Raw genomic sequence first — 23,265 nt, 5'->3', positions numbered from 1 at the left:
GTGGTTGACCACCGCCATATGACGGTTGGTTATTACCGTAAGTCTGTCCACCACCATATTGAGGAGATGCAGGAGCACCGCCACCATTACGAGGTTCTAAAAACTGTACGCTATCGGCCACTACATCAGTTGTGTATACACGCTTACCATCTTGTCCTTCATAACTGCCTGTTTGAATGCGACCTTCCACTCCAATTAAACTTCCTTTTCGCATGAAGTTCGCTAGGTTTTCGGCCTGTTTACGCCAAGCAACACAGCTAATGAAATCAGCTTCTCGATCACCTTGTTGGTTTGAAAAAGTTCGATTCACCGCAACTGTAAATCTTGTAGACGCTATACCATTCGGAGTATAGCGTAGCTCAGGATCTTTTGTTAATCTTCCAACTAATACAACACGGTTTATCATATTTAATCACCTCTAGATTGTTTTATTTTTAGTCACATATTTCTAAATAACTCCATTTTATCTTTCCTCAATTGGATTAATTGCAGCATATTACTCTTAATTTCCTCAATAACATCATTTTGAAGACAAATACCCATTTTAAAAAAATATGGATTATCAAAAGGCTCAAATTTACCTTCTCTTACATGGCACATAATTTCGGTACCATTTTGTAATGTAATCAAAGCTGAGCCTTCTCCAATCCATCTTGCCTCGTAAAATTCAATTGAACCCTTACTAAAATTACAAAGAGCTTTTTGCTTATCTTCAATTGGTTTCAATTTTTTTCGATATTTCTTATAAGCCCAATCGGGTTTAGAGCGTTCGCAATTTACATTTTCACAAATATACTTTGATTCTCCAAAATCGCCCTCAATTGCATTTGAACCACAAATTTCACAAACAAGCATTAATATTTCCTCTCCAATCATTTAAAAATTAAATTTATTACTTAATATCATTATAACATGCGGATACTTATTTTTGAATGATATTTACAGATAAAATTATATTTACACGTATGAAAAAGGATTAAAAATAGATCGTTTTATTTGCAATAACATCCAGGCATACTCCATCTGCAGGGATAAATTAAATGGCCAAAGATGCACCAGGCATACTCCATCTGCAGGGATAAATTAAATGGCCAAAGATGCACCAGGCATACCCCCATCTGCAGGGATAAATTAAATGGCCAAAGATGCACCAGGCATACTCCATCTGCAGGGATAAATTAAATGGCCAAAGATGCACCAGGCATACTCCATCTGCAGGGATAAATTAATGAACCAAAGCATTACAAGATATTAAAATATTAATTGTTTACTAGATTATAAAATATGCCCGGAGCTACAACCCAGGAGAATTACATATGTAAAGGCAGACTGGCTCATTATTAAACCACGCGCCGGCCGGGCGGCGCCGGCCCACCATGAACCCCGTATCTGTAAGGGTTTTTAAGCCATTCTTCAATGTCTAAATCTGCAAAATCAAATGTGCTTTTAATCACTTCATCCACAATTAAATATTCTTTATAACTTAATTGTGCTTGTGTCGTTCTCTCTTTATGCTTACGTAATACTGATCGGAAAAACATAATTTTAGTTGTAACCATTGTTACAGCACCACGGCCAGCACCTTTAACATTTTTCACAAGTTGTTTAGATCTTTTTAGAACCTCTTTTAGCGTTGATACAGCCATTCCAAACTCTTCTGCAAGATTAACTAAAGAACCTGTTAAAAATGGATTCTCAGGACAAATACGGCCATTTAAATAGTTTAATATATCTTCTTCTCTTTCTTCGTAATGTGAACGTTCTCTTATGTCTCTATCTTTCTTAAATTTATACCAACCTTTAGATCCTTTGAAAGTTACCTTACCGTTTGTCCACGTCTCTAATAAACCCTCAACATATTCACGTTTAGGGCCAGAGTATTTACCGCTATATGCAGATTTAAGGACTCTCTCAAACTCCGTTTTTGAAAGTTTTTGTTCTAAATTACTATTAAATTGGTCTAATTCGTCATATGTCGCTTCATATGGTTTTTCACTGGCATAAGCAGCAAGTGCCAAAGTAAATAAAGTATTATTTCTACTACCTGCAAAATGACCACTTTCTATATGCGTAGCGTTAATAAGTTCAAAGTACCAATCTGAAGATGTGTAATCCAATGCTGAGGCATTGGAACCGCCATTAAGTACCTTAAATTTCATTTTTCGATTACGTTTTTCATACTCTTTAGACCAACTTAATAAGTTGCTAGTATTAGCAATTTCATCATCAAAAAACACAATATTCTCATCGTTTGGCATACGGAAAAAACCAAAAGGCGTACAATTCTTATCTATTGGTAAATGCTTTTTCAAAGCCTCTAAAACATTAGTTGCCAGACGCTCGGCAGCTGTTAATGCATTACCTGAATTTTTATCGGATATATAAAATGGATTGGATAGAATAAAAAAGCCCTGGTATCCTTTTGGTGTTTCTAAAATTAAATTTGGTCGTGGTAGTTCCTCTTGATCACATGCCAAAAACATTTCATAGGGATGAATAGATTTTGTATCAATATCAAACCCAATAACATTAATTTGTTTTAAATTATCTTTCGTATGTCCTTTAATTTTGCGATTCTTAAAATTGTAATATGTACCGCCCCAATATGTATTAGGAGTCCAATGTGTCAAAACATCATATTGTTGGTGTAAAGTTTCATAGGATGTAATAATATGGCCTTTTCCCTCACATAAAGCCTCTTTAGAAGGCGAAACAAAAACTACACCTTTTTTATATTGTGTTTGTGCATTTTTCTGTTGATATTTAACTTGTTTTTCAATGGAAACATTCGATTTTTTAGGCTTAAACATTAATAAATCATCATGTGTTATGAAATGTAGTACGTCCATTGGATTAGGTTTTTTAATTTGTGTCATATCAAGTGTTCCTTTCCAGGCAACAAAAAAAGTGTTGCCTACTGTTTTTTTACAAACAGCGCTCAACACTTGTACACAAATATAAGCTTCTAATTATAGTATTTATTTAAACTAGTTTAGTTTAAATTAGTTTAAATTACTTTAAATAAATACTACAAAATCACTTTACACCATTAAAAAGAGATGATAAAATGAATTCAAACTTATTTATTTTATGTTCAATAAATCCTTGTCAGGGGAATTTGTGTTGAACGCTAAATTTACTGAAAGTCTGATGCTACCAACATCAGGCTTTTTTCCTTGTTATTTAGCTTTTAAATTAAAGACAATATTACCGAATGGGTAAATATCATGCTGTCGCTTTAATATAATACACGAAATACTTAAATTTTACAATATCATATCATATCTTTTAATCTTCTTATAGCGATTTTTCAAAAATAGAAGCATAAAATACTATTTTTCATCTGTATTTGGCAAATATTTTTCTAAAATCTCCTTAATTTCATTTGGCTGAGCATGTTTATAAATTTCTGCCAAAGTTCTTTCTAAAGTCTTTTCTAAATGGTTTTTCTTCGGCTTTTCTGCCTCTAAACGTTCAAGCAATTGATAAACTGCATCTCTTGTAATGTGTGACCTTTTTACATTATCACCATAATCACGAGCTATTTCATCAACCTTACTCAACGTTGTATTAACATCTAGGTAAATCGAGATTTGGTCACGATCTTTAGGTAGAGGTTTTTTTAATGTCGCTGAATCTACATTCGGTACATATTCATCTAGAATGAAACTATTAATTGTACTGGTTCTTTCCATTGGTTCAATATGTTTATCTAATCTTTCTTTAATGCCAGCTGGTACAAAGACATGATGGAACAGTGTTTCTTGCTTTTCAACTGGATTTTCTTTAACGTACTTGGCAAATTCTTTTGTAATTGCACGGATCATCATAGATCGGTAACGATTAAAACTGTCCGTTTCTTCAATAAGTTTATTTCTTAATTCGTCTATATAAGAGTCAATTTTATATATTGCCTCTTCAGCTAAAAATAATGGTTGAATAACCATTTCCTCGTCTTTATCCAAATCAAGAATTTCTTCTATGCCTTCTTTTGTCACTGGCACTTTATAAAGATCATCTATAATAAATTGACTTAGTAGCTTAGAACGTTTAGATCCTGGAATATACTTATTGATTTCCTTTAATGTCTTTTTTGGTAAATAAGCCGAAATAATAATTGTCATGAAATCCCTCCTACTAATACAACATTATAATATAAAGATACATTTTTAACAATAATAAAAAGCTCCAGTGATATTCTAGAGCTTTCCAACAATAAACTTTAAAAAAGATACTTATTTATACACTTATTGCAGTATTCATTAATTCTGAAAAAACGTTATTCACTAAAGAAATACATTATTTTTCCCGGAAAGGATCTTGTAATTTTTATGGTTCACAACTGTATACATATTTGGCAGTTCTAACATCTCTTGAGTTAGCAAATCAACACTAACCATAACTGTATTTTCTCGAATACTTACCACTTTGCCGTAAACTGATTTACCTTTTCTCTCAAATTCTACATCATCAAACAACGCCACTTCTTTACGATTTTTCATTATTAGTTAATCCCTTCTCTAATTTATTTGCTTTGCTTTTGCCTTGCTAATTTTCATAGGTTTCAACAATGATTTTTCATTTTTCGCTGTAAAAGACGCTAAAAATTCATTGTTAATCTTTTCAGGGAAATACCCGATTCTGTCAATTAACAAATTCTCAATAGTCCAACATTTACGTGTCCAGTATTCATATTCTTTTCCAGTTTCTTCAGCAAGTAATCTGTACTCTTCTAACTTTTTTTCATCCGGAATTTTGTCTCCGTCTGCTTTATTGAAAATACGCATAACACTAAAAATATTTGAACGTTCTGAACGTGCTTCCTTTAAACACATTATTAAATCTAATGGGTGCAGCTCGTATAATTGTTTTAAAGGAAGCTTTACAGTTTCAGCAGCCAGGTATGTTACACGCTTCCGTTTTTCAAGTCGTTTACCGTCTACTGCATACATACCAAATTCTGAATTTGGGCCTAGTTCAATATCACAAAAATCACAATGAGTGTTTTTATCAGTATCTAAAATTAATTCTGTAGCACAATAAGGGCAGCTAACCATTTGATTTCCTCCATTCCTATCAATCTCCCCCCATAAGGGGAAGGCTACTATAGGTAGCCTTTTTCTCTTAAAGAAATAAATGTTTTATCTAATACCATAACTTATATATCATTATAACATAATGATACTAATTTTACAATATTGTTTACTATTTTTGGTATAAAGGTAGTGTTTATCAAGAGAAAATCAAGTATTTTAACTTGATTTCTCCCTAGCTGTCACATCTAACATCTGTGGGAACATTTTTTCACAAATGTTTGATATAACTGCATGTTCTTTAGCGTATTCCCATACAGCTTCAGGACATTTTACATAAACCTCGATTAATATGGCAGCTAAAGGATTTTGAATAGATGTATCAGTATCTATTTTAGAAATTTTTTCAATTTTCTTTGTAGCTTCTTCAAGTAACACCTTATAGTCATCAACAGTATTCTTTAACGCTACCTGTTGTTGTGTCTCTAACAAAATTAAGTCAATCATTTCCTATCTCCCTCTCACAAATTAATACAAAAACGGACAAATTATGAGTTTTGATACTATTTTACCACATTTACTAATATAATGAACTAATAATTTAGGATTAATATTTACAAATTTATCTATATTATAAACATATAATCATAGAACTAATTGACCAAAAAACTCCGTATAATATACATATCTATATTATACGGAACATACGTTCTGTTTTCAACTATCTTATTTGACTCTTTCTACAGCAATCTTTTTAGCTGTCTGAAAGTGTTCCAACATAGAAGCAACTGTTTGGCCATTGTAGTCAACACGGTACAAATTTGTTTGCATTGACAAAAGGTTGTATTCATTAATTCTCACAATCTTGGCTGACTTTCCATTTATGTAGTTAAATACAGTCCAGGATCCATCCTTATTATTTATTGTTTTGATCTTTGGCATTTTTCATTTCTCCTTTAAGTCTTTTCATTTTTCGCTTTGCCTGTAGAAGCGAGATCAGTTCCCAAAGGGGATTATTTTTCCCCTTTGACATGGAGAACGAAAAACACGTATAGACTGTCGGTCAAGGGGGCTTTCGGTAAAAGTTTTTGCTGTTGCGTAGCGTTCTTAAGCAAAAAGTTTTTCCGCCCTTGAACGACTGGCTCGCTGTCTTAGCTTCCTGCAGGTGGAGGGCGTAGCCTAGGAGGCTCGACCTGCTGGAAGCTTAGACGGCTTGCGCTGTTTTACGATTCGGAAGGCAAAGGGAAAAAGCTCACAATAAAAGCAGCCGTTTTTTGGCTGCCTTCCTTTTGTATTTAGTCTTTTACGACCTTCTTCTTTTCGTTTCGTTCGGTATGGCCGTAGGTAAATGGAACAGGAACCTACCAGGTGTAGCATAAGCGTACAGCTGGTGGTTATCGGGCCATTTAATACCGAAGCGACACCTACAGATACCTAGAGAGCGTCCTTTGCTCTCCTGGTATCCTGTTGGTGCTGACGCCCAATTCATAGTAAATTATGATCCGGAATATTAAGAACTTTATATTTGTGGCCACATGATTTTGTCAATTCGAGAACTCCATATTTATCTTGTAAAGCAATTAAATCATCAAGGGTTTCAACCTCAACAAACCATCCCTTATATTTTTTAATTTTTTTGGCTTCAATCATAGGTTTTTCCGGTTCAACATCAAAAAAAGTGCTATCCTTTGTTACTTCAAAAATCATAATAACTCCTTCCTTTCAACATAAAAAATTAATTCGCAACTCTCGGCTTTTCTTCAATAACTAGTGTTTTCATTAAATTACATACCCTTCCATTGTAAATTATCATATTATTTGTTTAATATTTACTAGGTAGCTAAAAAATAAAAATTACACAAACAACCAACGAAAGTTGCTTGTGTAATTTTCTTGTATATCTGTAAATATTATACCATAAATTATCAATCTTCATCAGATAATTTATTTACAGCATCCTCTAAATTTTTCTTCTTAGAAGATATATATAGTCTAGTAGTTTCTAGATCACTATGTCCTAATAAATGGGCCACACGGTTAATAGGCTCTCCTTTTTCAATCAAATTGTGTGCAAATGTATGTCTGAGTGTATGTGGAGTTAATTCTTCTATTCTTGTTTCTTCGGATAGTTTATTAAATAAATTATATATACCTGATTCCGTTAATGGATTTTTCTTTTGAGATAAAAGAAAATAAGTTGATTGAGGATCTCTTCCAGCTCTTTCATTTAGCCATTCAGCAATAGATTTAGCTAATGATTTATTTATTGGTACTTTCCTAGCAGAATGTCCTTTACCATTACGAATTTGAATGTAACCGTTTTTAAAATCATCAATTGTTAGAGCTACAATTTCACTTATTCTAAGTCCCGCATGCAAAGATAAATAGACAATCACATGATTCCTCGAATACAACCATGGATTTTTGTTTTTTAATATTGGATTTTCTATAGTTCTTATAAGCTCCATCTGTTCGTTCTTATCGAGCCATCGTGGAGTGTATTCCATATCTATTTTCTGAGGTTTAATATTTTCGGTAGGATTAACGTCTATCTCTCCAATACTTACTAAATAACGAAAGAATGTTTTAATACTTTCTATATAATTATTGATCGTTCTAATGGATAATGGCTGGCCGTCTTTTTTCTTTTGTTCCTCAATCAAATAATTTTTCCATTCTCTTATGTCATTTGGCCTAACCTTTCTATAATCCACTTCTTCATGAAACACCATAGAATACCAATTGTTAAAGTAACTAACTGCTTTTTCATAAGTTTTTATTGTATTGTCTGTACTTGCTCGTTTAATTAACCAATCTTTAAAATGTATATTTTTCCAGTTGTTGCTTGGTTTCTCATTCAATATAAACGCCCCTTATGTTATGCTTTAGAGAGGGCGAAGGTAACACCAGGATAACGTATAGTGTTACAGCACTATACGTTATATAAGTTTAATTGACTACTTTAAGGTTTTGATTTGTTTCCTTCGTTCTATATCCACATTTTACACTTTATAGACATTTACTACATTCTAATTTACTATGTCATTTACCTGGTACATTAAAAATTCATGATCAGGTATAACTCGTATTTCGGGAATACCCCCAAATGCCTTCATTCTTTTTATTCCGATTTGTTTTACATTCATACCATCAGCTGTTACAAATTCCATTGAAAATAACTTTGCTTTAAATAAACAAAAAAAAGCTGCATGAATAGATACAACACTAATTTTATTTTCAATATATAAATCAATAATTTTTCGCATTACGTTTAACCTATCAGATTTTCGCGTGAAGTTACCTAAACACTTCTCTTTCAAAGCCCTCACATAACTTTCTGAATAGATCCACTCTGCTTTATCCTCTCCTCCCTTTTTTATAATTACAGCGACAAAATGGTTATTTTCAAAATCAGAAATTTTCTCTATGAAATCGTCTACTAGTGTCATAAATAAACGCCCCTCCCCCTTGCAATAAACAGAAAACGAATTATCTACTGTTTTCTATTTTAAATTATACCGAATTATCTACTGTTTTACTAATGATTGGCACACAAAAAAACAGTAGATAATTCACATATTATCTACTGTTCTATAATTTGTTATTTAAATATTTAAGTTTAATATCTATGAATTATCGGATCTACTTGTATATACTCGGCAAGTAGTTCTTCTTCTTTAAATGGCACATAGAAACGATTTGTTGGTGTTCCGTCTAACTTTCTCAACCAATATTTTAATTCATCATCTCCTAGAATTATATGATCAATACTTGAGATATTTTTAAATTCATGAGAATGATATTCTTTGCTCTCCAGATCTCTAATAACAAGGAAAAGAGAGTTTCTATCTAATCTAAATTGCACTAACTCGTACCACTTCTCTTCAATTTCACTACCCATTTCAATGTCTATTTTTATTTGTTCCGCATTAAATAAAGCTTTATAAAGCAATTCTAAGTGTTTTGTATGTTCAACTTCTTCTTCTTGGTTTCTAATTGAAGATAACGTTACCCAAACCTGTTGCCCTTCTACCTCATATACAAAATCAGGTGCGCTGGATAGTCTGGATTTATTCAATAAGTGAGAATTTAGCCAATCTTGTTTAAGTGAAAACTTAGCATTTATCATTTTCTTTCTTTCTTCATCAATAATGAAAAGTGTTCCTAAGTTTTCCTTAAAAGATTTTTTTATAGATGTTTCAACTTTCGATTCCACTTCTTGAAACTCATACTGAATAAAATTGTCACCATCAGCGCCAATTCGTTCATTTAATGTGTATACACCTGAAACACCATATTTGGATGATATTTCATTCAAATTACGGAACAAGATTTTTTCTGACTCCTGGTGTTTATTTTTTGTTATTTCATCTACCTCATTCGATTCTTTTGATGTGAAAATCAATTTTGCTGTTTCAATTATACTTTTTAACATTACAGTCCCTCTTTTCGCTATAGTTATTATGATTCTATAATATATACACTATTATTAGAAATAATTAGTAAATACATTTTAATATATACAATTTTATATTTTAATATATACACTATTATTAGAAACAATTAGTAAATATATTTTAATATATATTCTTCCACCTAAATTTATTCGACTTATTTTTTTAAACCCATAAATCAAGCAAAAAAATCAATAGGCGAAATCTTAATTGCCCATTGATTTTTTATCTACTATAGCCTTTAAATGTTCATAACCTTCTTGAGTGATAAGAAGTGTATCTTTCATTTCAACACTACCTTTTAACAAAAGCTTGGATTCTCTTTTCCACAGAAGATAAACATACTTTGGATTTTTCCCAAGCATTTCACTTGCTTCACGAGCAGTCATGAAGTCGTCCCATATCGACAAAAAAATCTCACTCCCTCATATTTATTACCCCTTTGCATTTAAAAATATATCATAACATATCTACTTACATCTTTTTCACCGTTCATTCTCATGTTCCCTTTGATTCTTTTGTGTTTTTGTTTTCTCTAATCCTTTTACTTTTTCTCTATCTTTCCCTAAACTTCCATAAAGTAAATTCCGTTCTTCTGTCATAAGAGATACTTTATAATTTAGCCCTGCAGCGTCCGTAACATCATAATGTTTTTTCAAGTAATTTATATCACGTTTAGCAGTATCATATTGCTTGAACTTCGAGTAATTGGTCTGTTTAAATTCCGTTTTATCATCAGCTTCTTTGTATTCTTTAATTAACGAATAACTACTTTGATAAATATCGAAGCAATCCTTCATCTTCTCCAGTTTGAAAATTTCACCGTCGATTAATTCAAGCTGCTTTTCAAAACCACTTATTAAGTTTTCTTTTTTGATTTCAATTTCATTTAACTCTCGAAGTGTAATATTTTGTTTATATAGCTTGCTGCTTATTTCATTTAAGTAATTAATATTTTGTTTAGTGGCCCATCTTTGTAAACCCTTATTATTTTTAAATTTAGCTTGTGATTTATCAATCCATCGTTTGTCAATAAAGGTCTGTTTAAGTGGTATATAATCTTTATTAGCAATCCGGTATTTAATAGATGATTCAAAGTAGTTCATGCCTAACATTTTTGTTCTCATAAATTTGTTTGACCTAGGGTTTTTAAAGGATAAGTATTTCCCCATCTTGCTTTCATATCCTTGTTTATTCATGAGATCTAAAAATTCTTCAAAAGAGTTAGATTTTAAAATGGTATCATCAATTATTCCCTCTATTTTCCCTTTAAAAGATTGCTTCTTTGCTCTTGCTACATATTCATTAAAAGTAATTTCTTTTCTTCGTCCACCTTCAATAATATTTAATCCGTGTTCTTTAGATACCTTGTCATTTTCCATCCTTAGATCATTGATAGTATGTTGCCTTTTACTATTAAACATTATTAAGTCCTCAAAGTTAATCGAGTTAAAAATAATATGGTTATGGAGGTTGTCGGTTTCTGTGTGCGTTATAACAACAAATTGATGCTTACCTTTCAAATAATTTTCAGCCAGCTCTACACCATACTGGTGAGCTTGTTCAGGCGTTAAATTATCATCACTATCAAACGATTGAATTATCATTCTTGCGCTCATATCTTTGTTGCTGTTTTTCTTTCCATTGTAATCATAAAGCACACTTTTAAAATCACGTTCAATCGTTTCAATATTGCATTCAAATGAAGTCACTAAATCCTCATTTGTCTTATGATCTTGCATGCTGTATTTAACTGCAGCTCTTAAACTTCTAACCTGTTGTATTTTAACGATAGACATATTAAATCAATCCTTAATCAATAAATTTCGTATTCATCTAAAATGTCTTTCAAAGAGAACCAATCATCATCATCAAATACATTGTCTAGTTTCAACAATTTCATTTTTAATTTTTGAGTAAAGATAAAGATTTTATTAGCGAACTCAATCAGTTTATTTTTGTCTAATTCAAAAAGCGTATTCCCATATAAATACTCCCAAACATAATCAGCAACTTCTTTTTCTTGTTCAGGTGAATTTTCAATAGCTTCGCCAATATAAAGGAAATCATCTTTTATTTGTTCGAAAACTTCTTCCAGGACTACTTTTAAGGGTACATCAATTTCATTTTGTTGCAATGCTTTAATCAAATTTTCTTTTTCTTTTATACTTAGATTTTCGCTAGTATATTTCTGTTTCAAATTAAGTAAACGGTCATATTCTTTATTCATCAAACTAATAATCATTTTTTGATTTGTTCTTAAAAAATCAATGTCATTATCTGAATAAAATCCGTCTGTATTTATCCTTCTTATTAAGCTATTTACATTCTTTCCAATGTAGTTAATTTCTTTGGTTAATTCTCTATAAACTTTCATATCAATTTCAATTTTGAATTGGCTTTTAGCACTGTCAATTACGAAAGCAGACACACTCTTATACCCTAATTCTTTTGCTTTTTCCTTTAGATATTTTTTTTCATCTTCTGTAACACTTAGTTGAAAATAAGTTTTATTTATAAACATAAAAAAGCCTCCCAACCTTTTAAAAATTCGAGCGTAGCGACAACAAATATAGCTGCTTATTTCCCAAAAATAACAGCTAAATATTTGTAAAGGTCGTAGGAATCTCCTACCAAGTCAAAAACAACGTTTTTGGGGATTACCATGGTAATCCCGTAGCTTGCCCTTTACTTAAAAACCCATATTTTACGTTCCTAATTATATCATTTTTTCCATGTAGATGTTATAATATAGGTAAATATCATAAAGGAGGAAAAGAAAAAATGGCGTCAGTTGATGAACATACACAAGCAAGTATAGAGATCCTTTCACAGGGGGTTAAATTGAGTGAGCAACTTATATTAAAAGTTTTGGAATCACTGATTGAAATGTTAGGGAAGAATAAAGAAGAACAAAATTTCGTAATTGATAACAATACAAAAGAAGGTAAACAAAAAATTACTGACTTATTGAATAAACATAAAGACGGGGTTGTTGCTTTAGATGAAAATATAACAAAGCAGCAATTAAATGACTATCAAAAAGAATTAAAAAAAATGGGTGTGGATTTTTCTGTTGTTAAAACTGGAAAAGATAATTATTCATTTTTCTTTGCTGCTGAACAAGCAAATATTATTGAAAAAGCTTTAAAAAATGTACTAGAAAGCAAAAGTAATGTTTTAGAAAATGAGCAAGTAAAAAACCTACAATTAGATGTGAATAATTTAAAAGATGAATTACCAAATGAAAAAGTTAAAGAAGTTAAAGAATTATACGATCAAACAGCCTCTCCTGAAAAAGTTGATAAAATAAATACTTTAAATGAAAAATTAAATAATTTATCTTCAAAAGAAAAATTATTATTTACAAAACTACAAGAATTAGATGATGTAAAAAGAACACTTTATGCGGAAGAAATTAAACGTGTAGAGGAATTATTTAATAATCAATACGGGAACAAAGAAATCACTTTAAATGTAGACGAAACAAGTAAAGATGATTCACAAAAGGACAATGTTCAGATTGAAGTAAATAAGAACTTAAGTCCTGAACAAAGGATGGATAATATATTTAATGAACTTACACCAAAAGAACAAGATTTATTTATGCAAATAAACGCAGCAGAAGTAGAATCATTGGACAATCATTTTGCCGATAAACCTACTTATAAAGAATCCAAAAAACTAGATAAATTAAAAGAAAAATTCAGCGAACCTGAAATTGAAAAAGTTTCTAAATTGCATAACGAAAATGTATCTCCAGGAAAAAAAATTAATCCTGATATAATTAGTAGAACCATTATGGATGATTCACAAAAAGATAATGTTCAGATTGAAGTAGATAAAAACTTAAGTCCTGAACAAAGGATGGATAATATATTTAATCAACTTACACCAAAAGAACAAGAATTATTTATGAAAATAAACGATGCAGAAGTTGAATCGTTAAATAACGCTTTTGCAGACAAGCCAACTAACGAATATGCTAATAAATTGAGAAATCTAAAAGAAAACTTCAGCGAAGCTGAATTTGAAAAAGTTCGAGAATTGTATAATAAAAATATATCTACAGCAAGAATAGCTCCTGAAGGAAGATTACACGCTGATAAAGTCAGCGCAACAGTTAATAATGTAATAACGAATAAACAAACTGAACAACAAAAGTCTTCAGCAGTTTTTTCAATGAAAGGTGTCAAAGAAATTGATTCCAAAATTAAGTCCGAACAAAAAGAAAATGACCAAGAGAAAACTCGAAAGCCATCTTTAGAAAGATAATCTTACAATCAGAAAAACGATAGTCGTGTTTTACGCCTATCGTTTTATTTTAAAATGAAGGAGTGTTTTTTCTTTATGGATGAAATGATTTTAGATAAAATTGAACCTATCGAAAAGGAACTAGCTTATCAAAAACTCTGTGAATTTGAAAAGAATTATTGCGAAGATATATATTTAAATGTTACTGGGGCTGTCGTTTATGAAATCAATGCTACTCGATTAGCAGAACTAGAAAACACCGAAGATCATGATTTGAAGGAATTCGATTTTTTAACAAAGGAAAACTTAGATTTTCAAACCATAGAATTCCCTTCATACCAAAAGTTATTTGAAGGAAAGTATAAAAACAGATTCCTTAAGAATCTGTCAGCTATTAAACCTAATGAATTACAAAAAAAATTAGGAAAAGACACGTTGGAAGTAGTAGCAAAAGTGGATAATGAAATAAAGGCCAAATATGCCGAAAGCATCAAAGAAGTCGATTTAGATAATGATGGTGTGCCTGAACGAATAGATATTGATGATACAAAAAACAGTGTTCAAACTATTGCTGATTTAGACATTATTAAAAATTTAACTAGCAAAGAGACAAGCAAAGGTCAGGAAAAGAAACAAAAAGATGATATTGAAAGATAAAGGAGCGATTTTATATGAACATTCTAAGTAACGTTTTAAATTTTTCTGTTAAAACTTTTAGTTTTATTGTTATAGCAGCTTTTAAATTATTAAAGTTTGCGTTCACAATTTCATTTGCACTCGTAAAATTTGTTATTGGTATCATTCTTGTAATTTTATCTGTGGGAGCTTTTGCTTCACACACTTCTAAATATTAACGTTGCAAATTTAAGCCCACACAGTCGCTTACAGGACTTTTTTCTTCATCCGTGAGTTATTGTTCCAAAAAATAAGAAGGCAAGTATATCGCGCTAAAAACATACGTAAACAACCACTTCAAATCAACATATATGATGTACGTCAAGGTTAGGCGAATTAACTCAAAAAGTTTTAATAAAATGCCCCTTGAACTACACCATAAAAAAACACTTCATGTTCCCAAAAAAAAAAATCAAAAAAGGATCATGAGAGTTAATCTCTTGATCCTTTTAAAATAAAAGAACTTTATTATTAATGAATGCATCATGAAACACTCCTCTTTTAATTTTGGCTTGCTAATTGGATTTCTTTTTGCTCCACTGGAATTATTAATGTATCTCCCGGATGAATAACGTTATCCCAAATGTAATTTTTTTCAACAATCCAATTAACCATCGCTGTTGTTTGATATTCTCCTTTCGGAGCCCATTCAGAAGCAATAGACCAAACAGAATCTCCTGGCTGTACTTCTATTTCCATATATTCTTTCTCTTCCAGTAGGTTACCTAAAACAAAAGCACTTGCTGTACTTAAAAGTAAAAAAACTCCTAAACGAAACGCCCATTTTTTTATAAACTTCATGAATATAACCCCTATCTTTATATTATAATGATACATAATAATTTAAAAAAATTAGAAATTATGTTTGAATAAAGATTTTTGAACAAACTACACACTAAGCATGCTTAATCTCCCAAATACGGTTCAAAGTCTTTTTTAAGAAATCAATTTCCAAAACCGTTTCTTTATATATGTTCGGTTCATACTCGTCACCACTCTGAATATCGTCAATATCCTCTTGCAGTAAAAGAAGCCTTTCTCTTAATTCTTTTTGCAGTATAGACAATTTTTTAGACATTTTTCATTCCTCCTAAGTATTTTTTTACTACTGTTTCAATCATTTTATCTTCCCCATTATTAACAGCATCTACATATGTCGTATAGTCGTCTTTGCTCATTTCTTTAAAATCAGTCTCAAACTGTGCAAATTGTAACGTTTGAGTCCACCAAACATTGTCATTACTGAGAGTAACTTTATCACCCTCAATTTCACATTGGAAACAATGTCCTATTTCATAAAAGAGACCACAGGAGAAGTTATCTTTTATTGCAATCGTATATTTTTCTCTCATTCATCTTACCTCTTCCGATATATATATATCATTATAATATAACGATACTTTGTTTTCAGCCCTGGTTTAAAGATATTAAAATTATCATTAGGGGGCTTAAGCCCCCTTTGCTTTTAAAGCTCTTCACATGCCGTAATCTCTTTTTATGAGCCTGTTTCTCCTGTATGACCACAATGTTTGCACTCGTAGCCTTCAACCTGTCCTACATATTCACTTTCGTAAATGATTTCTACATCTACATCTGCGCCACATAACCAACAGTTCATTCTTTTCTCCTCCTTGTAATAATCTGATATTTATCAGCTGGATATGATATATAAATTTGATATATCATATTGTTTCTAAGATTGTATTACTTACTGCTAACCCCGCTAAATTCTTCATATGAGTTCTACCTTTTATATAAAACCTCAACTAATATCATTATAATATAAAGATACTTCTTTTTCAACCCTAATTTTACGATGTTAAAGCTAATCTTCTTCACTGTCCAACTGTCGATAATGCTTATAATCTTCATGATTGTAAATTCGTTCATGCAAAGACTCTATGACATTTAACAATTCTACTGCATCTGTATCTGTATAACTAATAATTGTATTAAGTAATTCTTCATGCTTTTCAGCGTAATTAATTTTATAATCTCTAAGTGTTAAAAGACATGACTTATATAATAATTCTAAATCCTTAATATTCATTTCTTTACTCATTTATCTGTACCCTCCAATTTTCTTAGTAACTTGTTAATGCTATAAACATAAATCAAAGCTAGAATCACATTTTTCACAAATCGTAAATTTCCCTAATTTATCTTTATAAATTTTCTTTATATTAATTTCTTGTTTATGACCACAATTCAAACAGTTAACCAGGGCGTCTATTTGCACACCTGCGTAAATAGTGAATACCGGAACTTTACGATCTATTTTTTTGATTTTTATTTGTTCATTCATATTCCCTTGAGTATCTTGTATAAAAAGAGCGTCCTCATATTTTAAATATTGATTGTCATATATAACAAAAACATTAACGAATTCCTCATTCATTTCTTTTATGTTTGCTGTTTTTATCATTTTAATTTCCTCCTTTTTTGCTTTTGGCAAAGCGCTAAATGTTCCCCAAAAGGGATAATTTTTCCCCTTTGGTTGCTGCAGGCTAACCAACGCCAACAGAGCGAAGCAAGGGTTAACAGCACAAAAAGTTTTTCTGCCTTCAGGCATGCTTAGAAAAAGTTTTTTGCCCCTTGCTGGAGCTGTGTTACGCCTGCACGGCAGGGGATTGGGAAGAGTAGCGAGGCTCGCCCAATTCCAGGCCGATGCCAGGCGTTAAGTTGGTAGATTGCGCTGCGCCAAAGGGAAAAAATCCACAATAAAAGCAGCCGTTTTTTTTGGCTGCCTTCCTTTTTTCTTTATTCTTTTAGGATCTTCTTCTTTTCGTCTCGTTCGGTATGGCCGGAGGTAAATGGAACAGGAACCTACCAGGTGTAGCGCAAGCGTACAGCTGGTGGTTATCGGGCCATTTAATGCCGAAGCGACACCTACAGATACCTAGAGAGCGTTTTTTGCTCTCCTGGTAGCCTGTTGGTGCTGACGCCCAACTATTTAGAATTCTTTTTATCCAATCATTTGATTTTCATAATTCAAAATATCGTTCCATGTCAACCATTCTGGCTTTTCATCATCTGCAAAGCTTTTCCACAACTCTTTCATAACTTCAATTTGTTCCTTTTCATCCTCTGCCCATAATGCATTTTTACTTCTGTTTCCATAACCTAAATAATAATTACAGTCACTTTGCATACGACTCAATAATTGGTACCTAAATTTTTCATCTGATTGTAGAATATTTTCATGTCTTGTCATTTTTCATTCGCTCCCTTTTTAAAACAGTATTTATATTTAACTCAGATACCTAGAGAGCGTTTTTTGCTCTCCTGGTAGCCTGTTGGTGCTGTGGATCTAATCCCCTCTTTTAAAAGAGGTTACTTTTTAGTTAACAATTCCCTCCATTCAGCCCTAGTTTCAAAATACCCTCGTGCAACTTCAGCTTCACACATACTTATTAACCAATCACTATCGCCCTCTTTAATCTCCCCACTGTTGATTTTGCTTCTAAACTCCTCTAATCTTTTCAAAATATCTAAAATTTGATTTTCCATTGTCTTTTAACCCCATTCCCTAAAATTTATTTAAATACATTTCAAATACTCTTTTTTTTCAGTGAAATTATTTTTATAATCTGCTAGTGTTTTTTCACCACTTAAAAGCTTCGTAAAGGCTTCTTTTGCTTCATCATAGTAGTTAAATTTGAGTTCAAAACGGAAACTTTGATTTTAGTTAGGTGAAAAAGAACCTTCTAAAGTTTGTTTCGATTTCGGATACGTACCAAGCGTAGAACCATATGAATAAAACGAAAAATCTTTGCTCCAATCTTCAATTTGGATTTTAGTACCGTTAGGTAGATTACCTTTTTCTAATATTCCCATGTTTTTATTTCTCCTTTTTTTGCTTTTGGCAAAGCGCTAAATGTTCCCCAAAAGGGATAATTTTTCCCCTTTGGTTGCTGCAGGCTAACCAACGCCAACAGAGCGAAGCAAGGGTTAACAGCACAAAAAGTTTTTCTGCCTTCAGGCATGCTTAGAAAAAATTTTTTGCCCCTTGCTGGAGCTGTGTTACGCCTGCACGGCAGGGGATTGGGAAGAGTAGCGAGGCTCGCCCAATTCCAGGCCGATGTCAGGCGTTAAGTTGGTAGATTGCGCTGCGCCAAAGGGAAAAAATCCACAATAAAAGCAGCCGTTTTTTGGCTGCCTTCCTTTTTTCTTTATTCTTTTAGGATCTTCTTCTTTCCGGCTCGTTCGGTATGGCCGGAGGTAAATGGAACAGGAACCTACCAGGTGTAGCGTAAGCGTACAGCTGGTGGTTATCGGGCCATTTAATGCCGAAGCGACACCTACAGATACCTAGAGAGCGTTTTTTGCTCTCCTGGTAGCCTGTTGGTGCTGACGCCCAACGACTTTCATTATTAATGCATTTTATTAAAATTCATGCAAAACTCCAGCTGATTAAACCAGGTATCACATAATTAATTACCAAAATCATTAAATAGCAGTTCCATTTTTATATTATTAATTTCGTCATTATCGAGAATATAATTCGCTAAATAAGCTACACCTTGTTTTACTAAATCAGTATGATTCACTTTTTCATTTTGCAATTCCAACTTCTTCTCCATTGCATCTAGATAAGCCAATGTTATTTTATCCATTCGGTAATTACGTTGAAAGGTTTTATTCGACATTTCGCATAACACTACCAATCCAATCAATATCAACACAAGTCAACATGCTAAAAGTTTTTGTCTTATCATCTTTTTGGTATAAATGAATATAGACGGCAGCAGAAGTTACTACCAAAACTTGTACTACCAAAGAATAATTAGTCACTTTTATAGATTGAAGATTAGAAGCATCTCTCTTAACAGCTCTAACAAAATCTGCATCGGTTAATTTTAATAAATAATCAAAATCATACTCATCTTGGCCACTTACATTCCAAATAATTTCGTTCATAAATAAGCACACCCTTATTTTCCTATTTTAGTTAAATTATATATGTGTATATACATTTTGTATATACACATATATTGAATGTTTTGAACTTCTATTTTAAAAGGCTCAAAAAAAGCAATATGAGGTAATGACACACCAGTTCAACACCTACAGAATCCTAGAGAGCGTCCTTTGCTCTCCTGGATCATGTTGGTGTTGGCGGCCAAAATCGGATTGATCAGGTTTCCATCTATGAAACGATTCGAGTTGAACCAGTCTACATAAAAGACCTTCTCGAATCGTCTCACAGCCCTACACCCTAAATATTTCTAATTAATAGGATGTAAAAACTCAACATTAGAAAAATCGGTTAACCCTCCAGCGTCAATAATTTCCTGAAGAACTTTTTTTGTGTTTGCATAAGGTGTTTTAACAATCTCTTTTTTGTCATTATCTTTAAATGAAATATACCCTCTCCCCTCAATAAATAAGCCGTGGAATCCAGTTAATTCACAAATAACCCCTTTACCATTAGAAAACTGTAAGCCTTTCAAACTAACCATTTTATACGTTCCCATTGAACAACCTTCTTTCTCTATTTTCGACTTACAAAAGATAATGCATCCATAAAAGATAAAGCATCCATAAAGTTCGTTTGATTTTCCACTAATTCATAAACGTTTTGGTCAAAATCACTTTCATCCCATTCTGTATAATATTGAATACCAGTTTCATACATTTCAGTTGCTTCTTCCTCCGTGAAACGTTTCTCGAAACATCCAGGGTCAAAATAACAGCCACTTTCTAAAATATGACCTTGATACATTCCCTCACCGCATTTGTGACAATAGCGTGGAAAATGTTCTTTTCCCTCTATATCTACCCATTCGATTATCTCTATATCTTTTATTTGAACTTTCTTTGGATATAATTTTATTTTAGTCATTTTAATTTGCTCCTTTTAAGTTACCAGGGCTAGTTTACTAGCCCTTTGTTTTTCATTTCTTGTACTGGTTTATTAAACTACTAAAATCACGTAGGACTTCATGTGGCTGCAATGTTTCCAATAGCTCAATACATTCATCCACCTCAATGTCATCCCATGAACCGTAAGCGATTCTGTCACCCGAAATTTCATTTTTATTAAAATTGACTACTACCGAAGTTTCTTTTGTTGCAATTTGAGAACGTGTTTCAAAGTTATATCTATCAAAGTCAAGTTTTTGATTTCCTTGTTCGTAAATAATTTGCTCACTATTTAGTAATGCCATTTAAAAACTCCCTCTCTTTTTCGCTCTTTTCAAGTTATCAGGGCTAGTATTTCTAGCCCTTTCCACCTGCCAATGTATCTAAATCCTCTGGTGAAACAATAAACCATGCTTCCGGTGCTTCTAATGAAGTATTCAGAAGTTTGTATTGATTTGTTTCCTGAGCGCACTCAATGATTTGTAATGTTTCACCTTCATGAGCATCTAACGATAACTCTTCTGACGGCTCCATACCCAACGGATAGTTTGCTTTTGCTATAAACTTATGCCCCATTGCTCTAGACCTTTTTTCCAACTCCGCCATTGAAAAATTCACCAAACTACTGAAATCACGTATAATTTCATGTGGCTCTAATGTTTTCAGCAACTCGATACATTCACTCAATTCCATTCCACCATGTTCACCGTAGGCAATCATGTCACCTGAAATTTTCTTTTCTATAAAATCTACTGTTACCGCCATTTCTTTTGAACGTTTTTCAAAGTGGTATCTATCAAAATCGCATTCTTTTTTCTCTATATCGCACGTAACTCTTCCTGAATCTGAATCAAAACCGTATATTTTATTATCTAAAACACATTTAACGTGTTCTTTATCAAATAGTCTTACCATTAGTACAACTCCCCTTCTCTTAAACAAGTGCTTGCGCTAGATGGCGCAAATAATGCTTAATATCACCATTTCTAAAATCAATCATTAATAGCATTTTTTTAATTGCTCGCTGCTCTTCTTCTGAAGCGCTTAAGATAGCTTCAATCACTGCGCCATACTCAAAAATATTCAAGTTGCCGTTAGCATCAATATTAAAAGTTTCGTCCAGGTCTACGCCTTTTTCTTCTAATAATGTGTAAAGGTATTTTTTCATGTAATCTTTCATGTTGTTTCAATCTCCTTTTGCTTTTGGCAAAGCGCCTAGTGTTATGTTAAAATAGAGGGACGAAGGGTGTCGCAATCTTTCGTCCCAGTCGGTTGCTTAAAGCAATCGGCTTTTTTACTTTAAATTAGCATTTCGTGCAAAATACTCATTGATTAAAATATCTAGTTCCTGTGATATAGCTAATACTGCCGGAGACTGTAACCCCAATTTTTCAGCTACGTTTATCATTTCTTCTCGTTTTTTATTGATTTTTTCATTGAGCTTTTTCATTTTTTTGCTCTCCTTTCTTTTTGTTATTTTTCACTTTGCCTGTAGAAGCGAAATTAGTTCCCAAAGGGGATTATTTTTCCCCTTTGACATGGAGAACGAAAAACACGTATAGACAGTTGGTCAAGGGGGCTTTCGGTAAAAGTTTTTGCTGTTGCGTAGCGTTCTTAAGCAAAAAGTTTTTCCGCCCTTGAACGACTGGCTCGCTGTCTTAGCTTCCTGCAGGTGGAGGGCGTAGCCTAGGAGGCTCGACCTGCTGGAAGCTTAGACGGCTTGCGCTGTTTTACGATTCGGAAGGCAAAGGGAAAAAGTAAGGAGCATAGCGACGCTATTTTCTGCTTCAGCTGAAAATTTCCTTTCCTCATGGTCTTAAGGTTTTCGGCTCATGGGGTACGTGCCGATAGGTAAACGGATCAGGAACTTAGGGCATGTAGGCGAAGCATGAGCCATACAGACCCTAGTTATCGAGCCGTTTAGTGCCACAGTGACACGTACAGAGTGTTGATATATGGCTATCTACACGCTTTACCGTAGATGGCCATATATCTACAATCTGTAGTGCTGTCGCCCATAGTAAGGTTTTAATCTTTTTATCTTTTAATCAATTAAAAAAGCTCTCAAATGAATGAGAGCAAATAAAAATCCGATAATTTATTTTTGATTATGTCTGAGCGTTCCTGGAGCAGGAAATCATAAAAACTTATTCTTAAGAAAAAAAGCCCGCCTTAAGGCGAACTTGGTATGTAACCCTACATTTAACGTGATAGATCACTTTTCTTTTCTTTAACTTGGCGATCCTGTTCTTTAATTTTAGCATCAATCTCTTTAAGGCCTTTTAAAGAAAAAATATCATTGTATGATGATTTAGTTTGTTCGGTTTTTTCTTTAACGCTTAACCTGGTCTTATCTCCGGTCTCCATAGCGTCCTTAACAATTCTATTCAAATGTTCAAATTCAGAGTATGGCTCGATGCTTGCCATAACAAGGGCTTTTCGAGTATATGTAGCATTTTCTGCGAATAGCTTTCGGTCTAAAAATATATCTTGAGTAGCTGCATATTGTATACAAAATTCCGTTACAGTTCGAGTATTACCTTCACGGAAAGGGTGTACTTGCCATAGCGTAGCCATATTTTTAGAGAACGCTTCTGCTTTCTGTTCATATGTATTTAAATTACTCCAATTCACATTTTTTAATTCGTTAATGGCTGCTTCAACTTCATTAGGAATTAGTTTATGATAACCATATTGGACACTTTTACCATAAAGTATTGGTTCTGGCTTTTCTATATCCATCAAACGAGGATTTCCGGCCCATTCATAAATATCTCCCAAAATGTGCTTATGTATGTCCATTAAATGTTTATAATCATAATCCCCTTTAACTTCATTAACTGTATGTAGTTTTGCTTTGGAGATAGCAGATTCAGCTTTATCTAATTCTTCTTGTTCTGTAATATTTAATTTGTTTTTTAACACAAGGCTATTCGGTATTAAGTAATCATCTTTCACCTTTATCACTCTCCCTAATTAATTTC

Annotated in this window: 35 protein-coding genes; 2 read left to right on the top strand and 33 right to left on the bottom strand. The window is 32.5% G+C overall.

Going from position 1 to position 23,265, the window contains the following annotated elements; all coding sequences use genetic code 11:
- The 15 genes from ssb to ACVYAD_RS23140 all read right to left on the bottom strand — a co-directional run.
- On the bottom strand, positions 1 to 406 hold a 406-nt coding region (gene ssb / locus ACVYAD_RS23210; protein WP_476428117.1), incomplete at its 3' end, for a single-stranded DNA-binding protein.
- A 32-nt stretch (positions 407 to 438) separates the two neighbouring features.
- Positions 439 to 855: a hypothetical protein gene (locus ACVYAD_RS23205; protein WP_476428116.1), complete on the bottom strand. Its 417-nt coding sequence runs from the start codon at positions 853 to 855 to the stop codon at positions 439 to 441.
- Between the two features lie 485 nt (positions 856 to 1,340).
- Positions 1,341 to 2,876, bottom strand: a complete 1,536-nt coding sequence (locus tag ACVYAD_RS23200) for a primase C-terminal domain-containing protein (RefSeq protein ID WP_476428115.1) — start codon at positions 2,874 to 2,876, stop codon at positions 1,341 to 1,343.
- 456 nt (positions 2,877 to 3,332) lie between these two features.
- On the bottom strand, positions 3,333 to 4,124 hold the full coding sequence (locus ACVYAD_RS23195; RefSeq protein WP_476428114.1) for a hypothetical protein: 792 nt from the start codon (positions 4,122 to 4,124) through the stop codon (positions 3,333 to 3,335).
- Positions 4,125 to 4,286: 162 nt separating this feature from the next.
- Complete coding sequence (locus tag ACVYAD_RS23190; protein ID WP_476428113.1) at positions 4,287 to 4,502, bottom strand: DUF2187 family protein; 216 nt, start codon at positions 4,500 to 4,502, stop codon at positions 4,287 to 4,289.
- Between the two features lie 18 nt (positions 4,503 to 4,520).
- On the bottom strand, positions 4,521 to 5,057 hold the full coding sequence (locus tag ACVYAD_RS23185) for a hypothetical protein (RefSeq protein ID WP_476428112.1): 537 nt from the start codon (positions 5,055 to 5,057) through the stop codon (positions 4,521 to 4,523).
- A 195-nt stretch (positions 5,058 to 5,252) separates the two neighbouring features.
- On the bottom strand, positions 5,253 to 5,540 hold the full coding sequence (locus tag ACVYAD_RS23180) for a hypothetical protein (protein ID WP_476428111.1): 288 nt from the start codon (positions 5,538 to 5,540) through the stop codon (positions 5,253 to 5,255).
- Positions 5,541 to 5,759: 219 nt separating this feature from the next.
- Positions 5,760 to 5,975, bottom strand: coding sequence for a hypothetical protein (locus ACVYAD_RS23175; protein ID WP_476428110.1), 216 nt, complete (start codon positions 5,973 to 5,975; stop codon positions 5,760 to 5,762).
- A 543-nt stretch (positions 5,976 to 6,518) separates the two neighbouring features.
- The gene (locus ACVYAD_RS23170) at positions 6,519 to 6,740 is read right to left on the bottom strand and encodes a hypothetical protein (RefSeq protein ID WP_476428109.1); all 222 of its coding nucleotides are present in this window, start codon (positions 6,738 to 6,740) and stop codon (positions 6,519 to 6,521) included.
- 218 nt (positions 6,741 to 6,958) lie between these two features.
- A complete protein-coding gene (locus ACVYAD_RS23165; protein WP_476428108.1) occupies positions 6,959 to 7,894 on the bottom strand; it encodes a tyrosine-type recombinase/integrase in 936 nt (311 codons plus the stop codon).
- A gap of 168 nt (positions 7,895 to 8,062) precedes the next feature.
- The gene (locus ACVYAD_RS23160; RefSeq protein WP_476428107.1) at positions 8,063 to 8,482 is read right to left on the bottom strand and encodes a hypothetical protein; all 420 of its coding nucleotides are present in this window, start codon (positions 8,480 to 8,482) and stop codon (positions 8,063 to 8,065) included.
- Between the two features lie 170 nt (positions 8,483 to 8,652).
- A complete protein-coding gene (locus tag ACVYAD_RS23155; protein WP_476428106.1) occupies positions 8,653 to 9,468 on the bottom strand; it encodes a hypothetical protein in 816 nt (271 codons plus the stop codon).
- Positions 9,469 to 9,693: 225 nt separating this feature from the next.
- The gene (locus tag ACVYAD_RS23150; protein WP_476428105.1) at positions 9,694 to 9,897 is read right to left on the bottom strand and encodes a hypothetical protein; all 204 of its coding nucleotides are present in this window, start codon (positions 9,895 to 9,897) and stop codon (positions 9,694 to 9,696) included.
- 75 nt (positions 9,898 to 9,972) lie between these two features.
- Positions 9,973 to 11,286 (bottom strand): relaxase/mobilization nuclease domain-containing protein, encoded by a 1,314-nt coding sequence (locus ACVYAD_RS23145; RefSeq protein ID WP_476428104.1) that lies wholly within the window; start codon positions 11,284 to 11,286, stop codon positions 9,973 to 9,975.
- Between the two features lie 17 nt (positions 11,287 to 11,303).
- Entirely contained in the window at positions 11,304 to 12,011 is a 708-nt protein-coding gene (locus tag ACVYAD_RS23140; protein ID WP_476428103.1) for a plasmid mobilization protein, read from the bottom strand.
- Between the two features lie 260 nt (positions 12,012 to 12,271).
- Between ACVYAD_RS23140 and ACVYAD_RS23135 the strand changes: the two genes are divergently transcribed.
- Together ACVYAD_RS23135 and ACVYAD_RS23130 are read left to right on the top strand one after the other, a co-directional pair.
- Positions 12,272 to 13,762: a DUF3801 domain-containing protein gene (locus ACVYAD_RS23135; RefSeq protein ID WP_476428102.1), complete on the top strand. Its 1,491-nt coding sequence runs from the start codon at positions 12,272 to 12,274 to the stop codon at positions 13,760 to 13,762.
- 75 nt (positions 13,763 to 13,837) lie between these two features.
- Positions 13,838 to 14,398 (top strand): hypothetical protein, encoded by a 561-nt coding sequence (locus tag ACVYAD_RS23130; protein ID WP_476428101.1) that lies wholly within the window; start codon positions 13,838 to 13,840, stop codon positions 14,396 to 14,398.
- A 519-nt stretch (positions 14,399 to 14,917) separates the two neighbouring features.
- On the opposite strand, the gene yneA is transcribed toward ACVYAD_RS23130, so the two are convergent.
- The 18 genes from yneA to ACVYAD_RS23040 form a co-directional block, all read right to left on the bottom strand.
- Entirely contained in the window at positions 14,918 to 15,217 is a 300-nt protein-coding gene (yneA, locus tag ACVYAD_RS23125; protein ID WP_476428100.1) for a cell division suppressor protein YneA, read from the bottom strand.
- A 94-nt stretch (positions 15,218 to 15,311) separates the two neighbouring features.
- Positions 15,312 to 15,494: a hypothetical protein gene (locus ACVYAD_RS23120; RefSeq protein ID WP_476428099.1), complete on the bottom strand. Its 183-nt coding sequence runs from the start codon at positions 15,492 to 15,494 to the stop codon at positions 15,312 to 15,314.
- On the bottom strand, positions 15,487 to 15,768 hold the full coding sequence (locus tag ACVYAD_RS23115) for a hypothetical protein (RefSeq protein ID WP_476428098.1): 282 nt from the start codon (positions 15,766 to 15,768) through the stop codon (positions 15,487 to 15,489). Before ACVYAD_RS23115 ends, ACVYAD_RS23120 begins: the two co-directional genes overlap by 8 nt.
- A 143-nt stretch (positions 15,769 to 15,911) precedes the next feature.
- A complete protein-coding gene (locus tag ACVYAD_RS23110) occupies positions 15,912 to 16,034 on the bottom strand; it encodes a hypothetical protein (RefSeq protein WP_476428097.1) in 123 nt (40 codons plus the stop codon).
- Positions 16,035 to 16,241: 207 nt separating this feature from the next.
- Positions 16,242 to 16,478, bottom strand: coding sequence for a hypothetical protein (locus ACVYAD_RS23105; RefSeq protein WP_476428096.1), 237 nt, complete (start codon positions 16,476 to 16,478; stop codon positions 16,242 to 16,244).
- A gap of 39 nt (positions 16,479 to 16,517) precedes the next feature.
- Positions 16,518 to 16,988, bottom strand: coding sequence for a hypothetical protein (locus ACVYAD_RS23100; RefSeq protein ID WP_476428095.1), 471 nt, complete (start codon positions 16,986 to 16,988; stop codon positions 16,518 to 16,520).
- Positions 16,989 to 17,381: 393 nt separating this feature from the next.
- Entirely contained in the window at positions 17,382 to 17,630 is a 249-nt protein-coding gene (locus ACVYAD_RS23095) for an LPD11 domain-containing protein (protein ID WP_476428094.1), read from the bottom strand.
- A 119-nt stretch (positions 17,631 to 17,749) separates the two neighbouring features.
- Positions 17,750 to 17,926, bottom strand: a complete 177-nt coding sequence (locus ACVYAD_RS23090; protein WP_476428093.1) for a hypothetical protein — start codon at positions 17,924 to 17,926, stop codon at positions 17,750 to 17,752.
- A gap of 174 nt (positions 17,927 to 18,100) precedes the next feature.
- Positions 18,101 to 18,253 (bottom strand): hypothetical protein, encoded by a 153-nt coding sequence (locus ACVYAD_RS23085; RefSeq protein ID WP_476428092.1) that lies wholly within the window; start codon positions 18,251 to 18,253, stop codon positions 18,101 to 18,103.
- 596 nt (positions 18,254 to 18,849) lie between these two features.
- Positions 18,850 to 19,065, bottom strand: a complete 216-nt coding sequence (locus ACVYAD_RS23080; protein WP_476428091.1) for a hypothetical protein — start codon at positions 19,063 to 19,065, stop codon at positions 18,850 to 18,852.
- Positions 19,055 to 19,336, bottom strand: coding sequence for a hypothetical protein (locus ACVYAD_RS23075; RefSeq protein ID WP_476428090.1), 282 nt, complete (start codon positions 19,334 to 19,336; stop codon positions 19,055 to 19,057). The genes ACVYAD_RS23080 and ACVYAD_RS23075 overlap by 11 nt, the downstream gene beginning before the upstream one ends.
- Positions 19,337 to 19,644: 308 nt before the next feature.
- Entirely contained in the window at positions 19,645 to 19,893 is a 249-nt protein-coding gene (locus ACVYAD_RS23070; RefSeq protein WP_476428089.1) for a hypothetical protein, read from the bottom strand.
- Positions 19,894 to 19,910: 17 nt separating this feature from the next.
- On the bottom strand, positions 19,911 to 20,261 hold the full coding sequence (locus ACVYAD_RS23065) for a hypothetical protein (protein ID WP_476428088.1): 351 nt from the start codon (positions 20,259 to 20,261) through the stop codon (positions 19,911 to 19,913).
- A gap of 52 nt (positions 20,262 to 20,313) precedes the next feature.
- On the bottom strand, positions 20,314 to 20,586 hold the full coding sequence (locus tag ACVYAD_RS23060) for a hypothetical protein (RefSeq protein WP_476428087.1): 273 nt from the start codon (positions 20,584 to 20,586) through the stop codon (positions 20,314 to 20,316).
- A 52-nt stretch (positions 20,587 to 20,638) separates the two neighbouring features.
- Positions 20,639 to 21,196 (bottom strand): hypothetical protein, encoded by a 558-nt coding sequence (locus ACVYAD_RS23055; protein WP_476428086.1) that lies wholly within the window; start codon positions 21,194 to 21,196, stop codon positions 20,639 to 20,641.
- Positions 21,197 to 21,215: 19 nt separating this feature from the next.
- Entirely contained in the window at positions 21,216 to 21,461 is a 246-nt protein-coding gene (locus ACVYAD_RS23050; RefSeq protein WP_476428085.1) for a hypothetical protein, read from the bottom strand.
- Positions 21,462 to 21,575: 114 nt separating this feature from the next.
- Positions 21,576 to 21,731, bottom strand: a complete 156-nt coding sequence (locus ACVYAD_RS23045; protein WP_476428084.1) for a Spo0E family sporulation regulatory protein-aspartic acid phosphatase — start codon at positions 21,729 to 21,731, stop codon at positions 21,576 to 21,578.
- Between the two features lie 752 nt (positions 21,732 to 22,483).
- Positions 22,484 to 23,239 carry a Fic/DOC family protein gene (locus tag ACVYAD_RS23040; RefSeq protein WP_476428083.1) on the bottom strand — a complete coding sequence of 252 codons (756 nt, stop codon included), beginning with the start codon at positions 23,237 to 23,239 and terminating at the stop codon, positions 22,484 to 22,486.
- Positions 23,240 to 23,265 lie beyond the last annotated feature (26 nt).

Source organism: Lysinibacillus sp. G1-3 (genome assembly GCF_056322905.1).
This window is presented reverse-complemented; position numbering and strand designations above follow the sequence as displayed.

Excerpts from the sequence above, each read along its gene's own strand:
- ACVYAD_RS23205 (WP_476428116.1), bottom strand. The coding sequence starts at position 855 with ATGCTTGTTTGTGAAATTTGTGGTTCAAATGCAATTGAGGGCGATTTT.
- ACVYAD_RS23200 (WP_476428115.1), bottom strand. The coding sequence starts at position 2,876 with ATGACACAAATTAAAAAACCTAATCCAATGGACGTACTACATTTCATA.
- ACVYAD_RS23195 (WP_476428114.1), bottom strand. The coding sequence starts at position 4,124 with ATGACAATTATTATTTCGGCTTATTTACCAAAAAAGACATTAAAGGAA.
- ACVYAD_RS23190 (WP_476428113.1), bottom strand. The coding sequence starts at position 4,502 with ATGAAAAATCGTAAAGAAGTGGCGTTGTTTGATGATGTAGAATTTGAG.
- ACVYAD_RS23185 (WP_476428112.1), bottom strand. The coding sequence starts at position 5,057 with ATGGTTAGCTGCCCTTATTGTGCTACAGAATTAATTTTAGATACTGAT.
- ACVYAD_RS23180 (WP_476428111.1), bottom strand. The coding sequence starts at position 5,540 with ATGATTGACTTAATTTTGTTAGAGACACAACAACAGGTAGCGTTAAAG.
- ACVYAD_RS23175 (WP_476428110.1), bottom strand. The coding sequence starts at position 5,975 with ATGCCAAAGATCAAAACAATAAATAATAAGGATGGATCCTGGACTGTA.
- ACVYAD_RS23170 (WP_476428109.1), bottom strand. The coding sequence starts at position 6,740 with ATGATTTTTGAAGTAACAAAGGATAGCACTTTTTTTGATGTTGAACCG.
- ACVYAD_RS23160 (WP_476428107.1), bottom strand. The coding sequence starts at position 8,482 with ATGACACTAGTAGACGATTTCATAGAGAAAATTTCTGATTTTGAAAAT.
- ACVYAD_RS23155 (WP_476428106.1), bottom strand. The coding sequence starts at position 9,468 with ATGTTAAAAAGTATAATTGAAACAGCAAAATTGATTTTCACATCAAAA.
- ACVYAD_RS23145 (WP_476428104.1), bottom strand. The coding sequence starts at position 11,286 with ATGTCTATCGTTAAAATACAACAGGTTAGAAGTTTAAGAGCTGCAGTT.
- ACVYAD_RS23140 (WP_476428103.1), bottom strand. The coding sequence starts at position 12,011 with ATGTTTATAAATAAAACTTATTTTCAACTAAGTGTTACAGAAGATGAA.
- ACVYAD_RS23135 (WP_476428102.1), top strand. The coding sequence starts at position 12,272 with ATGGCGTCAGTTGATGAACATACACAAGCAAGTATAGAGATCCTTTCA.
- ACVYAD_RS23130 (WP_476428101.1), top strand. The coding sequence starts at position 13,838 with ATGGATGAAATGATTTTAGATAAAATTGAACCTATCGAAAAGGAACTA.
- yneA (WP_476428100.1), bottom strand. The coding sequence starts at position 15,217 with ATGAAGTTTATAAAAAAATGGGCGTTTCGTTTAGGAGTTTTTTTACTT.
- ACVYAD_RS23120 (WP_476428099.1), bottom strand. The coding sequence starts at position 15,494 with ATGTCTAAAAAATTGTCTATACTGCAAAAAGAATTAAGAGAAAGGCTT.
- ACVYAD_RS23115 (WP_476428098.1), bottom strand. The coding sequence starts at position 15,768 with ATGAGAGAAAAATATACGATTGCAATAAAAGATAACTTCTCCTGTGGT.
- ACVYAD_RS23110 (WP_476428097.1), bottom strand. The coding sequence starts at position 16,034 with ATGAACTGTTGGTTATGTGGCGCAGATGTAGATGTAGAAATCATTTAC.
- ACVYAD_RS23105 (WP_476428096.1), bottom strand. The coding sequence starts at position 16,478 with ATGAGTAAAGAAATGAATATTAAGGATTTAGAATTATTATATAAGTCA.
- ACVYAD_RS23100 (WP_476428095.1), bottom strand. The coding sequence starts at position 16,988 with ATGCCTGAAGGCAGAAAAACTTTTTGTGCTGTTAACCCTTGCTTCGCT.
- ACVYAD_RS23095 (WP_476428094.1), bottom strand. The coding sequence starts at position 17,630 with ATGACAAGACATGAAAATATTCTACAATCAGATGAAAAATTTAGGTAC.
- ACVYAD_RS23090 (WP_476428093.1), bottom strand. The coding sequence starts at position 17,926 with ATGGAAAATCAAATTTTAGATATTTTGAAAAGATTAGAGGAGTTTAGA.
- ACVYAD_RS23085 (WP_476428092.1), bottom strand. The coding sequence starts at position 18,253 with ATGGGAATATTAGAAAAAGGTAATCTACCTAACGGTACTAAAATCCAA.
- ACVYAD_RS23080 (WP_476428091.1), bottom strand. The coding sequence starts at position 19,065 with ATGTCGAATAAAACCTTTCAACGTAATTACCGAATGGATAAAATAACA.
- ACVYAD_RS23075 (WP_476428090.1), bottom strand. The coding sequence starts at position 19,336 with ATGAACGAAATTATTTGGAATGTAAGTGGCCAAGATGAGTATGATTTT.
- ACVYAD_RS23070 (WP_476428089.1), bottom strand. The coding sequence starts at position 19,893 with ATGGGAACGTATAAAATGGTTAGTTTGAAAGGCTTACAGTTTTCTAAT.
- ACVYAD_RS23065 (WP_476428088.1), bottom strand. The coding sequence starts at position 20,261 with ATGACTAAAATAAAATTATATCCAAAGAAAGTTCAAATAAAAGATATA.
- ACVYAD_RS23060 (WP_476428087.1), bottom strand. The coding sequence starts at position 20,586 with ATGGCATTACTAAATAGTGAGCAAATTATTTACGAACAAGGAAATCAA.
- ACVYAD_RS23055 (WP_476428086.1), bottom strand. The coding sequence starts at position 21,196 with ATGGTAAGACTATTTGATAAAGAACACGTTAAATGTGTTTTAGATAAT.
- ACVYAD_RS23050 (WP_476428085.1), bottom strand. The coding sequence starts at position 21,461 with ATGAAAGATTACATGAAAAAATACCTTTACACATTATTAGAAGAAAAA.
- ACVYAD_RS23045 (WP_476428084.1), bottom strand. The coding sequence starts at position 21,731 with ATGAAAAAGCTCAATGAAAAAATCAATAAAAAACGAGAAGAAATGATA.